The following is a 13,135-nucleotide window of genomic DNA, read 5'->3' on the forward strand; positions in this document are numbered from 1 at the left end:
GGGTCGGCCCGTCGAGGCGTCGGGCGCCCGCGGGGCCCGACGGCAGGTCAGTCCAGCAGGCCCAGGCGCTGCGCCGCCGCCTCCGGGTCGATCGGGACGATCTGCGGCTGCGGTGCGCCGGCCACCGCCCAGTCCGGGTCCTTGAGGCCGTTGCCGGTCACGGTGCAGACGATGCGCTGACCCGGGTCGACCAGGCCGGCCTCCGCCTTGGCCAGCAGGCCGGCCACCGAGGCGGCCGAGGCGGGCTCCACGAAGACGCCCTCCTGCGCGGCCAACAGCCGGTAGGCGGAAAGGATCTGACGATCCGTCACCTTGTCGATGAGGCCGCCCGACTCGTCCCGCGCGGCGAGCGCGAAGTCCCAGGAGGCGGGGTTGCCGATCCGGATCGCGGTGGCGATGGTCTGCGGCTTGAGCACCGGCGCGCCGTCCACGATCGGGGCCGAGCCGGAGGCCTGGAAGCCCCACATCCGCGGGGTGCGCGTGGCCAGGCCGTCGGCGGAGTACTCGCGGTAGCCCTTCCAGTACGCGGTGATGTTGCCCGCGTTGCCGACCGGCAGGACGTGGATGTCCGGGGCGTCGCCGAGCATGTCGACGATCTCGAAGGCCGCGGTCTTCTGGCCCTCGATCCGCACCGGGTTCACCGAGTTGACCAGCGCCACCGGGTACTTCTCGGACAGTTCACGCGCGAGGGTGAGGCAGTCGTCGAAGTTCCCGTCCACCTGGAGGATCTTGGCGCCGTGCACCAGCGCCTGGCCCATCTTGCCGAGGGCGATCTTGCCCTGCGGGACGAGCACCGCGCAGACCATCCCGGCCCGCACCGCGTACGCGGCGGCGGAGGCCGAGGTGTTGCCGGTGGAGGCGCAGATGACGGCCTGCGCCCCCTCCTCCTTGGCCTTGGAGATGGCCATCGTCATCCCGCGGTCCTTGAAGGAGCCCGTCGGGTTGGCGCCCTCGACCTTGAGGTAGACCTCGCAGCCGGTGCGCTCGGACAGCACCTGGGCGGGGACCAGCGGCGTGCCGCCCTCCAGCAGGGTGACCACCGGGGTGGCCGCGGTGACCGGCAGGCGGTCCCGGTACTCCTCGATCAGGCCGCGCCACTGGTGGGTGTGCGCGCCTCGGACGACGTTCTCGGCAACGGCGTTCATGGCTGTTCCTTACTCCCCTTCGACCCGCATGATGCTGGCCACGTCCCGCACGCTGTCCAGCGCGCGGAGCTTGTCGACCGTCGCCGACAGCGCGGCGTCGGTGGCACGGTGAGTGACCACGACGAGCGAGGCGTCGCCGTCGCGGCCCTGCTGGCGCACGGTGTCGATGGAGACGCCGTGCTCCGCGAAGACGGACGCGACCTGGGCGAGGACACCCGCACGGTCGTCCACGTCCAGGCTGACGTGGTAGCGGGTGACCACCTCGTCCATCGGCTTGGCGGGCAGCTGCGTGTACACCGAGTCACCGGGACCGGTGGCGCCGGCCAGCTTGTTGCGACAGACCGCGACCAGGTCGCCGAGCACCGCGGAGGCGGTCGGCGAGCCGCCCGCGCCCGGGCCGTAGAACATCAGCCGGCCGGCCGCCTCGGCCTCGACGAACACCGCGTTGTACGCCTCGCGGACGGAGGCCAGCGGGTGCGACAGCGGGATCATCGCCGGGTGGACCCGCGCGGTGACGGACTCGCCGTCCGCCGCCCGCTCGCAGATCGCGAGCAGCTTGACCACGCAGCCCATCTCCTTGGCGGAGGCGATGTCGGCGGCGGTCACCTCGGTGATGCCCTCGCGGTAGACGTCCGCCGCGGTGACCTTGGTGTGGAAGGCGATGCCGGCCAGGATCGCGGCCTTGGCGGCGGCGTCGAAGCCCTCGACGTCGGCCGTCGGGTCGGCCTCGGCGTAGCCCAGCGCGGTGGCCTCCTCCAGCGCCTCCGAGTAGCCGGCGCCGGAGGTGTCCATCTTGTCGAGGATGAAGTTGGTGGTGCCGTTGACGATGCCCAGCACCCGGTTGACCTTGTCCCCCGCGAGGGACTCGCGCAGCGGGCGCAGCAGCGGGATCGCGCCCGCCACCGCGGCCTCGTAGTACAGGTCCACCCCGGCCCCGGCGGCCGCGGCGTGCAGCTCGGTGCCGTCCTTGGCGAGCAGCGCCTTGTTGGCGCTGACCACCGAGGCGCCCCGCTCGAACGCCGACAGGATGAGGTGTTTGGACGGCTCGATGCCGCCGACGACCTCGACCACCACGTCGATGTCGCCCCGGTTGACCAGGGCCTCGGCGTCGGTGGTGATCAGGTGCTCGGGCACGCCCGGACGCACCCGGCCGGCCCGGCGGACCGCGATCCCGGCGAGCTCGACCGGGGCACCGATGCGCGCGGCGAGGTCGTCGGCCGTCGTCGTCATGATGCGCGCCACCTCGGAGCCCACCACACCACAACCCAGCAACGCCACCTTCAGCGGGCGCGTACGCATCATCCGACTCCGCTCTGCATTCTTCGTGCTTCGGTAATTCCGGCGGGATTCTGGGGGCCGCCGGGAACTTCGGTCCGTACCAGTCTCGGGGACTTCCCGCACGGATCTACGGTCGTTCCATGATCTGAGACAAGGATTTCGTCATCCGATATCGAGACGCAGGAGATCCTCCTCCGTCTCGCGCCGGACGATCACCCGCGCGGCACCGTCCTTGACGGCCAGCACGGGAGGCTTCAGGGCGTGGTTGTAATTGCTCGCCATCGAGCGGCAGTACGCGCCGGTGGCAGGCACCGCGATCAGGTCGCCCGGGGCCAGGTCGGCCGGCAGGAAGGCGTCCCGGACCACGATGTCGCCGGACTCGCAGTGCTTGCCGACCACCCGCACCAGCATCGGCTCGGCGTCGCTGCGGCGCGACACCAGGGCCACCGAGTACTCGGCGTCGTACAGCGCGGTCCGGATGTTGTCGGACATCCCGCCGTCCACGCTGACATAGGTGCGCAGGCCCTCCAGCGGCTTGACGGTGCCGACCTCGTACAGCGTGAACGCCGTCGGGCCGACGATCGCCCGGCCCGGCTCCACGCTCAGCCGGGGGGTGTCCAGGTTCGCGGCGGCGCACTCGCGGCGCACGATGTCGGCCAGCGCGGCCGCGATCTCGGCCGGCTCGCGCGGGTCGTCCTCGCTGGTGTACGCGATGCCCAGGCCGCCGCCCAGGTCGATCTCGGGCAGCTCGACGCCGTGCTCGTCGCGGATCTCGGCCAGCAGGCCGACCACCCGGCGGGCGGCCACCTCGAAACCGGCGGTGTCGAAGATCTGCGAGCCGATGTGCGAGTGGATGCCGCGCAGCTCCAGGCCCTCGTGCCCGAGCACCCGGCGCACCGCCTCGGCGGCAGACCCGTTGCCCAGCGACAGCCCGAACTTCTGGTCCTCGTGCGCCGTGGCGATGAACTCGTGGGTGTGCGCCTCGACACCGACGGTGATCCGGATCAGCACCTGCTGGCGGACGCCCTGGCGGGCCGTGATGGCGGCCAGCCGCTCGATCTCCTCGTAGGAGTCGACCACGATGCGCCCGACGCCGGTCTTCACCGCGTGTTCGAGCTCGTCCGCCGTCTTGTTGTTGCCGTGCAGCGCGATCCGCTGCGGCGGCATCCCGGCGGCCAGCGCCACCGTCAGCTCGCCGGAGCTGCACACGTCGAGGTTCAGGCCCTCCTCGTGCAGCCAGCGCACGATCGCCTTGGAGAGGAACGCCTTGCCGGCGTAGAAGACGTCCGCCTCGGTGCCGAAGGCGTCGCGCCAGGCCCGCGCCCGGGCCCGGAAGTCGTCCTCGTCGAGCACGTAGGCCGGCGTGCCGAACTCGGCCGCCAGGGACTTGACGTCGATCCCGCCGACGGTGGCCACGCCCTCGGCGTCGCGGGCGACGGTGCACGACCAGACCTTGGGGTCGAGCGCGTTCAGGTCGGCCGGCGGGGCGGAGTAGTGGCCCTCGGGCAGCACGTCACCGTGACGGGGGCCTGCGGGGTGTGCGGAGCGAGACATGTCCTGCTTCCTTGACCTATGGCGAGGGGCGGCGACGGTCTCCGTTGACCGTCAGCCGCCCCCGCTGCGCACTTGGGGGTGGTGCCTACATCCGCTCGGGCGCCGTGACGCCCAGGAGCGTCAGGCCGTTGGCCATCACCGTTCGCGTGGCCTCGACCAGCCAGAGCCGGGCGCGGTGCGTGTCCGTGAGCTCCTCGTCGCCCTTGGGCAGGAACATGCAGTTCTCGTACAGGCGGTGGTACTTGCCCGCCAGGTCCTCCAGGTAGCGGGCGACCCGGTGCGGCTCGCGCAGCTCGCCGGCCGTGGCCAGGATCCGCGGGAACTCGCCGAGGGCGCCGAGGATGTCGTTCTCCCACACGGTGGCGAGCAGCTCGGGCTTGAAGTCCTGCGCCGCGCCCTTGTCGACGCCGAGCTGCGCGGCCTTGCGGGCCACACCGCACATCCGGGTGTGCGCGTACTGGACGTAGTAGACCGGGTTCTCGTTGGACTGGCTGGTCAGCACGTTGATGTCGAGCGTGATGGTGGAGTCCGTGGGGGACCGCGTCAGGGTGTAGCGGGCGGCGTCCACGCCGATCCACTCGATCACGTCGTCGATCGTGATGATGTTGCCGGCCCGCTTGGACATGCGGACCTCTTCGCCGTCGCGAAGCATCTTCACGAACTGGCCGATCTTGACCTCGATGTTGCGGTCCATGTCGTCGCCCGCGCAGGCCACGATGGCCTTCAGCCGGTTGACGTAGCCGTGGTGGTCGGCGCCCAGCATGTAGACGGAGACCTCGGCACCGCGGTCCCGCTTCGACAGGTAGTACGCGGCGTCGGCGGCGAAGTAGGTGGTCTCGCCGTCGGCCTTGACCAGGACGCGGTCCTTGTCGTCGCCGAAGTCGGTGGTGCGCAGGAAGACCGCGCCGTCCTGCTCGAAGACGTGGCCCTGCTCGCGCAGCCGGTCCATGGCCTTCTCGACCGCGCCGGAGTCGTGCAGCGACTTCTCCGAGAACCAGACGTCGAAGTGGGTGCCGAACTCCTGCATCGAGCGCTGGATCTCGGCCACCATGAGCTTGAGGCCCTCGGTGCGGAAGGCCTCCAGCTGCTCGGCGTCGGGCAGGTCGAGCACGCCCGGGACGCCGTCGGTGATGGCCTTGGCGATGTCGCCGATGTACTCGCCCACGTAGCCGTCGGCGGGGACGGGCTGACCGTTCGCGGCGGCCTTCAGCGAGCCGGCGAACTTGGAGATCTGCACGCCGGCGTCGTTCAGGTAGTACTCGGTGGTGACGTCGGCGCCGCTGGCCCGCAGCACGCGCGCCAGCGAGTCGCCGACGGCGGCCCAGCGGACGCCGCCGATGTGGATCGGGCCGGTCGGGTTGGCGGAGACGAACTCCAGGTTGATCTTCAGGCCCTTGAGCGCCTCGTTGCGTCCGTAGGCCTCGCCCGTCTCGACGATGGTGCGCGCCAGCGCGCCCTGGGTCGCGGCGTCCATGGTGATGTTCAGGAAGCCCGGCCCGGCGATGTCGACCTTGGCGACGCCGGTGATCCCTCGCAGGCGGTCGGCCAGCAGTTCCGCCACGGCTCGCGGCGGGCGGCCGGCCGCCTTGGCGAGCTGGAGGGCCACGTTGATCGCGTAGTCGCCGTGGTCCCTGTTCTTGGGTCGCTCGACCGTCACGTGCTCGGGCACGGCGACGGTCAGCTCGCCCGCCTCGACGGCGGCGCTCACTGCGGCCTGGACTGCCTGGGAAAGCTCTGCGGGTGTCACGACGCCAAGCGTAGGCGAGACGGGGTACCCGCCCGCCACCCGGTTTGCCGGTCGGGACGCCCGCGGGCGCTCCCGTCAGCGGTGTCAGCCTCGATCCGTCCGCTCTGTTCGCTCAGGGCGAAACCCGCTCGGCTGTCCGCCCAGGGTCATCAGCCGCCGCACCAGCGCCACCAGATCGGCCGGGTCGAAGGGCTTGCCGAGGTAGCCGTCCACCCCGACGGCCTCCCCCAGGTCCAGATCGGCCGGGGTGCAGGCGCTCACGATCGCGATCGGCAGCCGGCTGGTCCCCGGGGTCGCGCGCAGCCGGGCCGCCGTCCGCAGGCCGTCCAGGCGCGGCATCATCACGTCCAGCGTCACCACGTCCGGCTTCACCCGGCGGACCACCTCCAGGCACTCGGCGCCGTCGGCGGCGGTCACCACCTCGAAGCCCTCAAGCTCCAGGTTGACCCTGATCAGCTGGCGGATCACCTCGCTGTCGTCCACCACGAGGACCCGCCCGGACACTCCCGACACCTCACCGAGGGTATCGGCGCCCCCGCCGCCCCGTCCGGCCTTTGGGCACTTCCACCGCCCCCGCCGCCCGCCGCCGACGCACCCCGCACCCGCTCCTGCTCCCCCGCCGCAAACCCGTGCACGGACCACGCCCGGAGCCTGGTAGTGTTCTTCACGTCGGAGGCCGAAACGCCGACGACATCGAGCAGGCCCCCGTAGCTCAGGGGATAGAGCACCGCCCTCCGGAGGCGGGTGCGTAGGTTCGAATCCTACCGGGGGCACTTCGCAAGAAGTGCAACTGAGGCCCAGATCAGTGGAGTTGATCCACAGATCTGGGCCTTCGTCATGTCCGGGCCCGGTCGGCGGCGCGCGCTGCGGGCCCGGCCGGGCTCAGGACGAGGTGCCCTCGACCTGGGAGACCAGCCCGGCGATGGTGTGGTCGAAGTAGGCGCTGTAGGACGCGTCGTCGCTGTCGCCGCCCTGCTGGTAGCCGCCGATGGCGCCGACCACGTCGCCGGTGGCGACGTTGATCCAGGGGCCGCCGCTGGTGCCGGACGGGTAGGCGGGGCAGTCGATGACGCGCTGGTAGGTGCTCTGCCGGCCGGTGGTGTTGGTGCACAGGATGGGCTCCTCGGCGTCGCCGGGGTAGCCGTAGAGGCGGACGGTGGCGCCGAAGGGCTCGTCGGCGCCGAGCCGGTTGCCGCCGACCACGTCCTCGACGTTGCGGCCGTTGTTCGGGGCCGTCTCCAGGATGGCGAAGTCCTCGTCCTGGTCGCCCTTCTGGGACCAGCCGGTGGTGGTGTGGACCGCGGTGACCTGCCAGCTGCCGTACGGGGCGGAGCCGTCCCGGTAGCCGGGGACGAAGGTGACGCCGCCGGCGCTGCCGAGGCAGTGCGCGGCGGTCAGCAGCAGGTTGCCGCCGGGGCTGTGCAGCACGCTGGCGGTGCAGAAGTGGTTGCCGGCCGCCGCGGCGCCGCTGAACAGCGCGCCCACGGTGGCCGCTTCGGGGGTGGCGGCGGCGGTGGCGGTGGTGCCGAGGACGACGCCGCGGGTGTCGGGGGTGGCCCGCGCGGAGGGCGTCGGGGTGGCCGCCGGGGTGCTGCCCGGGTCGGCGCTCGCGCCGGCGCCCGCACTGTCGGTCGGGCCGCCCGTCGGGCCGTCCGTCGGGGCGGCGGAGGGGCTGTCGGTCGGAGCGGGGGCGTCGACCGGTGCGGGTGCGGCGGGCGCCTCGGACGCGGGCGCGGTCGCGGCCGGCGCGACGGCGGCCCGGGAGCTGCGGGCCGCCTTCCCGGCGGCCGTCGCGTCGGACAGGCTCAGCCCGTGCGTGCCGGTGACCACGGCGGCCACCACCACCGCCGAGAGCGCGGTGAACAGGGTCGGCCCCAGAAGGCTGCGGCGGCGGCGCGACGTCGGGCGGCTGTGCTGACCCATGTCTGTCTCTCCTGCCAGTGATCGACGGTTTCCCGGGGGCTGCGTGCGATCAACGACTATGCCGTTTCAGCCTGGAAAGGTCGTTACCGGCGGCTGGGATATCCATGAGAAAAAGCTCACCCGTCGGCGCGTAAGCGGTTCAGCGCGCTCCCCAGTTCCTCGGCTCCGATGAAGACGGTGTGCGTCCCGGCGACGGTGCAGGTGAAGGCACCGGCGACCGAGCCGGCCCGGGCGCACTCCAGCGGCGGGCGACCCCGGAACCAGGAGGCGAGGAAGCCCGCGACGAAGGCGTCCCCGGCGCCGTTGGTGTCCACCACCGGGCGGCCCGGGTCGACGGCCGGGAGGTGGTGCACCTCGTCGTCGTCGCGGGTGAGCAGGTAGCAGCCGTCGGCGCCCGCGGTGGCGGTGACGACACCGGCGCGGCCCTCGGCGAGGATCGCGCGCATCACCTGCTCGTGCCGGCCGCGGCAGCCGGCCACCGAGAGGAACACCAGATCCGAGCCGAGCGCGTAGTCGCGGTGGTGCGGGTTGGTGCCGTCCCAGTCGTGCAGGTCGGTGGAGGTGGTGCGGCCGAGCCGGTGGAGGTCGGCGTACATGTCCCGGTTGACGCCGGTGATGGAGAGGTGGACGTGCCGGCTGCGCCGCGCGTACGGCAGGTAGAACTCGGGCGGCAGCCGCAGGTCGGCGGGGTGGCGGCCGTCGAAGAAGGAGAACCGGCGGCCGGCGGCGTCCACCAGGTTGACCCCGCGCGGGGTGCCGTGCGGGCTCACCAGGTGCGCGAAGTGCAGGCCGTGGCGCTCGTAGCAGGCGCGGACCAGGGCGCCCTGCGGGTCGTCGCCGAGGAAGTCCAGGAAGGCGGTGCGCAGGCCGAGGCGGTGGGCGCCGAGGGCGACGCCGTTGCCGGTGTGGCCGACGTAGTCGCGGACGGGTCCGACGAACAGCGAGTCGCCGGGCGGGACCTCCAGCCGGTCCACCCGGACGATGGTGTCGACGCCGGAACCGCCGACGACGAGCAGGTCGAACTCGGGCAGCACGACGGCGCCTCCTTGGCCCCTGGACGGTGGCCAGGAGTCAAGCAGGCGCCGGAGGTTGACTGCAAGGTCTTGCTGAAAATTTCAGGGTTCTCGTCGGGGCTCTGCCGGGACGGCCGGGTGGGCCCCCGCCTGCACCTCGACCGGGGCGACGGTCGTCACGGCGGGCGCCGGCCGGTGGTCGATCACCCGGAAGGCGATCAGCGCGGCCAGCAGCAGGACGCCCGTCGACACCCAGTTCGCGACCACGTAGCCGTGCACCGTGGCCTGGGCCCGCACCACCGGCGACGAGGCGATCCGGGTCGCCAGGAACGACGCGGTGGCACTGGCCGCGACCGTGTTCAGCAGCGCCGTGCCGAACGAACCACCCACCTGCTGGGCCGAGTTGATGGTGGCCGAGGCCGCGCCCGCCTCGCGCGGGGAGACCCCGAGGGTGGCCAGGTTCATCGACGGCATGAAGACCAGGCCCATGCCGGAGCCGAGCAGCAGTTCGGCGGGCAGCACCGTGCCGGCCCACGGGCTGTCCACCGTCATCCGGGTCAACCAGGCCATGCCGGCCGCGGCGAGCAGCAGCCCGGGGCAGACCAGGTTCCGGGTCGGCACCCTGGTCATCAGCCGGGCCGCGAAGCCGGTCGAGCTGAGCACGATGGCGGCCGTCATGGGCAGGAAGGAGACGCCCGACAGCACCGGCGAGAAGTGCTTGATGACCTGGAGGTAGTAGGTGAGGAAGAGGAACAGGCCGAACATGCCGATCATGGCCAGGCCGACCGAGAGGGCGGCGCCGCCGCGGTTGCGGTCGGCGACGATGTGCAGCGGCAGCAGCGGGTGCGCGGTGCGCCTCTCGACCAGGACGAACACCGCGAGCAGCGCCAGGCCGAGGGCCAGCGAGCCGAGCACCAGCCCGTCGCCCCAGGTCCGGGTGACGGCCTCGGAGGTGCCGAAGACGATCGCCAGCAGGCCGCCGCAGCCGAGCAGCGCGCCGGGCAGGTCGAGCCGGACCCGGCGCCCCCTGGCGGCGTGGTCGCGCTCCAGGAGGCCGGTGGCCGCGAGGGCCGCGGCGGCGGCGATCGGGACGTTGACGAACAGGCACCAGCGCCAGTCCAGGTACTCGGTCAGCAGCCCGCCCAGGATCAGGCCGAGCGCGGAGCCGCCGGCGGCGATCGCGCCGAAGACGCCGAAGGCCGTACTGCGCTCCCTGGGGTCCGTGAAGGTGGTGGAGAGCAGTCCCAGGGCCGAGGGGGCGAGCAGGGCGCTGAACCCGCCCTGGAGGGCGCGGGCGCCGAAGAGCATGGCCGGGCCGTCCGCCGAGCCGCCGAGGGCGGAGGCGGCGGCGAAGCCCAGCAGGCCGACGGTGAAGACGCGTTTGCGGCCGAAGAGGTCGCCCAGCCGTCCGCCGAGCAGCAGCAGGCCGCCGAAGGCGAGCGTGTAGGCGGTGATCACCCACTGCCGGTCGGCGTCGGAGATGCCCAGGTCCCGCTGGGCCGACGGCAGCGCGATGTTCACGATGGTGACGTCGAGGACGATCATGAGCTGGGCGACGGCGATGACCGCCAGCGCCCACCAGCGGCGGCTGTCCGCGTTCTCATGACCGGTGGCGGTTCGCGCAGACACTGGTCAGCCTTCCGGAGGGGTACGGAGGGGTCACGCAGTCGGGGAAGTCACGCAGTCGCCTTCAAGCGAAGCTCCCGCACGGACGGATGGCAAGGAAAAACCTCACCAAATCGACCTTTTCGGGCCAAAGGACCAGCGGCCCCGGGACTCGCGGACGAGGCCCGGGGCCGGCGGCCAGCGGCCAGCGGCCGACCTACAGCGCGGACAGCTCCTCGACCAGGTCGTCCAGCCCCAGCGAGCCCTGCGAGAGCGCCGCCATGTGCCAGGCCTTGAGGTCGAACTCCTCGCCGCGCGCCTCGTGCGCCGCCCGCGCCGCCGCCCGGCCGCGCAGCCAGGCGCGCTCGCCCAGCTTGTAGCCGATCGCCTGGCCGGGCATGCCCAGGTAGCGGACCAGCTCGCTGTCCAGGTAGTCGGGGGTCAGGCCGCAGTACCGGCCGAAGAACTCCCGGGCCGCCTCCGGACTGACCGGCTCGCCCGGCAGGTACGGGGAGTCGGCCGGGAAGTCCAGGCCCGCGTGCATGCCGATGTCGACGATCACCCGCAGCGCGCGCATCATCTGCGCGTTGAGGTAGCCGAGGCGGTGGCCCGGGTCGGTGAGGTAGCCGAGCTCGTCCATCAGGCGCTCGGCGTACAGCGCCCAGCCCTCCAGGTTGGCGCTCACCCCGCCCAGGCTGACCTGGTAGGTGGAGAGCCGGTCCGCGACGTAGTTCCACTGCGCGAGCTGCAGGTGGTGGCCCGGGACGCCCTCGTGGTACCAGGTGGAGACCAGGTCCCAGACCGGGAAGCGCTCCCGGCCGAGCGCCGGCAGCCAGGTCCGCCCGGGACGGCTGAAGTCCAGCGAGGGCGCGCTGTAGTACGGCGCGGCCGCACTGCCGGGCGGGGCGATCCTCGACTCGACCCGGGTGATCGGCTCGGCCAGGTCGAAGTGGGTGCCCTGGAGGTCCCGGACCGCCTGGTCCATCAGCTCCTGGAGGTACACCCGGGTGGCCTCGGCGCCCTCCACGGCCGGGCCGTCCGCCTCCAGCCACTTCATCGCCGCCATCGGGCCGGCGCCGGGGCGGACCTTCTCGGCCTCGGCCTCCATCTGCGCGAGCAGGTCGCGGAACTCGCCCCAGGCCCATGCGTAGGCCTCGTCCAGGTCCAGGTCGGAGCCGGTCCAGAAGCGGACGAAGCGGCGGTAGCGCTCGCGGCCGGTGGTGTCGGAGGTGTCGGCGGCGGCCGGGCCGTAGACGTCGCGCAGCCAGTCGCGCAGGGCGGCCAACGCCTCCCCGGCGGCCAGCGCGGGCCCGGACAGCTCGGCGCGCAGGCCCTCCGGCGCGCCCTGGACGAACGCGCCGAACCAGCCGCCGGGCACGTCCCCCTCCAGCCACTCGCCGAGCTGCCCGACCACGGTGGCCACCTGGCGCGGGCCGGACAGCAGGCCGCGCTCGATGCCGGCGGCCAGCGTCTCCCGGTACTGCGCCAGCGCGAGCGGCACGCGGGCCAGCCGGCGGCCGACCACCTGCCACTCGGCCTCGGTGTCCGTCCCCATCAGGGTGAAGACGTCCCGGACCTCGTGCACCGGGGAGCCCAGGTTGCGCACCGCGCGGAAGTTCTCCCCGGCCTCGTGGACGGCGAGGGAGGCGGTCAGCCGCTCGCGCAGCAGGCGGGCGCAGCGGCGCTCCGCCTCGTCCTGCGCGGCGTCGGAGCGTTCGGCCTCGGCGAGGGCCGCCAGGGTGCGGCGGCCGAGGTCGGCGATCGCCTCGGCGCCGGCCGGCGAGAGGTCGGGCAGCCGGTCGTCCTCGGGGCTGAACCCCAGGTAGACCGCGGTCAGCGGGTCGAGTTCGGCCAGGGCCCGGACGTAACCGTCGGCGACGCGGCGCGGGGTGGTGGCGTCGGAGGTGATCAGTTCTTCAACCATTCGGACATCATGGCGTGGCGGGGGCCGATTGCAAGCCTTTACCGGGCGATCGGTGACATGCACCGGCCGACCGCCGCCGGGCGGACCCACGCAAACACACGTTCGGGAAACCGCCGCGCGCGACAGGATCCGATCGGGCCCACGCCCATTACGCTGACCGCCATGGAAGCCCGCCCCGCCACGGCAACCGACCAGGTACCCGCCCCGGCCGCACCCGGCCCCCGCCCGCGCCGCACCGGCTACCGGCGGCTGCCGGTGCAGCAGCGCCGCGAACAGCTGATCGCGGTCGCCCTGGAACTGTTCGCCGCCCGGCCGCCCGAGGAGGTGGGCCTGGACGACGTCGCCGAGGCCGCCGGGGCCTCCCGCCCGCTGGTCTACCGCTACTTCGCGGGCGGCAAGCAGCAGCTGTACGAGGCCGCGCTGCGCAGCGCGGCCGACGAGCTGACCAGCCGCTTCACCGTCCCGCTGGCCGGGACCCCGTCCGAGCAGCTGGCGGCCGTCCTGGACGGCTACTTCGCCTTCGTGGCCGAGCACGACGCCGGCTACTCGGCGTTGCTGCGCGGCGGTTCGGTGGTGGAGACGGCCCGCACCTCGGCGATCGTCGACGACGTCCGGCGGGCGGCGCTCAAGCGGACCCTGCGGCACCTCGGCGTGCGGGAGGCCGGGCCCCGGCTGACGCTGCTGGTGCGCTCGTGGATCGCGGTGGTCGAGGGCGCGTCGCTGACCTGGCTGGACGAGGGGCGCACGCTGCCGGTGGACGAGCTGCGCGACTGGCTGGTGGACCAGTTCACGGCGATGGCGGCGGCGACCGCGCTGCACGACCCGCAGACCGCGCAGGTGCTGGCCGTGCTGCTCGCGCTGGAGGGGCCGCAGGCGTCGCGGGCCGAGCGGCTGCGCGAGGTGCTGGCGGCCCGGTGACCCGACCCCCGTGCCCGGGGTCGGGGCG

At 73.0% G+C, this 13,135-nt stretch carries 10 protein-coding genes and 1 tRNA gene; 2 read left to right on the top strand and 9 right to left on the bottom strand.

The features are described 5' to 3' along the window. Positions 1-47 precede the first annotated feature (47 nt). From thrC to A6F73_RS12180, 5 genes are all read right to left on the bottom strand, one after another. Positions 48-1,145: a threonine synthase gene (gene thrC / locus A6F73_RS12160; protein WP_063347816.1), complete on the bottom strand. Its 1,098-nt coding sequence runs from the start codon at positions 1,143-1,145 to the stop codon at positions 48-50. Between the two features lie 9 nt (positions 1,146-1,154). Beyond that, positions 1,155-2,447 carry a homoserine dehydrogenase gene (locus A6F73_RS12165; RefSeq protein ID WP_063347817.1) on the bottom strand — a complete coding sequence of 431 codons (1,293 nt, stop codon included), beginning with the start codon at positions 2,445-2,447 and terminating at the stop codon, positions 1,155-1,157. Positions 2,448-2,585: 138 nt separating this feature from the next. Then, positions 2,586-3,977 carry a diaminopimelate decarboxylase gene (lysA, locus tag A6F73_RS12170; protein ID WP_063347818.1) on the bottom strand — a complete coding sequence of 464 codons (1,392 nt, stop codon included), beginning with the start codon at positions 3,975-3,977 and terminating at the stop codon, positions 2,586-2,588. 85 nt (positions 3,978-4,062) lie between these two features. Further along, a complete protein-coding gene (argS, locus tag A6F73_RS12175) occupies positions 4,063-5,724 on the bottom strand; it encodes an arginine--tRNA ligase (RefSeq protein ID WP_063347819.1) in 1,662 nt (553 codons plus the stop codon). 84 nt (positions 5,725-5,808) lie between these two features. Next, complete coding sequence (locus A6F73_RS12180) at positions 5,809-6,228, bottom strand: response regulator (RefSeq protein ID WP_063347820.1); 420 nt, start codon at positions 6,226-6,228, stop codon at positions 5,809-5,811. A 197-nt stretch (positions 6,229-6,425) separates the two neighbouring features. Here A6F73_RS12180 and A6F73_RS12185 point away from each other — a divergent pair. Continuing rightward, a tRNA-Arg gene (locus tag A6F73_RS12185) sits at positions 6,426-6,497 on the top strand. A gap of 109 nt (positions 6,498-6,606) precedes the next feature. Here A6F73_RS12185 and A6F73_RS12190 read toward each other — a convergent pair. The 4 genes from A6F73_RS12190 to A6F73_RS12205 all read right to left on the bottom strand — a co-directional run bounded on the left by A6F73_RS12190 (position 6,607) and on the right by A6F73_RS12205 (position 12,189). Beyond that, positions 6,607-7,647, bottom strand: a complete 1,041-nt coding sequence (locus A6F73_RS12190) for a serine protease (RefSeq protein ID WP_107452868.1) — start codon at positions 7,645-7,647, stop codon at positions 6,607-6,609. A 116-nt stretch (positions 7,648-7,763) separates the two neighbouring features. Further along, a complete protein-coding gene (locus tag A6F73_RS12195; RefSeq protein WP_063351137.1) occupies positions 7,764-8,678 on the bottom strand; it encodes a carbohydrate kinase family protein in 915 nt (304 codons plus the stop codon). An 84-nt stretch (positions 8,679-8,762) separates the two neighbouring features. After that, positions 8,763-10,289, bottom strand: coding sequence for an MFS transporter (locus A6F73_RS12200; RefSeq protein ID WP_063347821.1), 1,527 nt, complete (start codon positions 10,287-10,289; stop codon positions 8,763-8,765). Positions 10,290-10,482: 193 nt separating this feature from the next. Beyond that, entirely contained in the window at positions 10,483-12,189 is a 1,707-nt protein-coding gene (locus A6F73_RS12205) for a DUF885 domain-containing protein (protein WP_063347822.1), read from the bottom strand. Between the two features lie 162 nt (positions 12,190-12,351). On the opposite strand from A6F73_RS12205, the gene A6F73_RS12210 reads away from it, so the two are divergent. Continuing rightward, the gene (locus tag A6F73_RS12210; protein WP_079135626.1) at positions 12,352-13,107 is read left to right on the top strand and encodes a TetR/AcrR family transcriptional regulator; all 756 of its coding nucleotides are present in this window, start codon (positions 12,352-12,354) and stop codon (positions 13,105-13,107) included. The last annotated feature ends 28 nt before the right edge of the window (positions 13,108-13,135 follow it).

It is taken from the genome of Streptomyces sp. MJM8645, assembly GCF_001625365.1.
Classification (GTDB): domain Bacteria; phylum Actinomycetota; class Actinomycetes; order Streptomycetales; family Streptomycetaceae; genus Kitasatospora.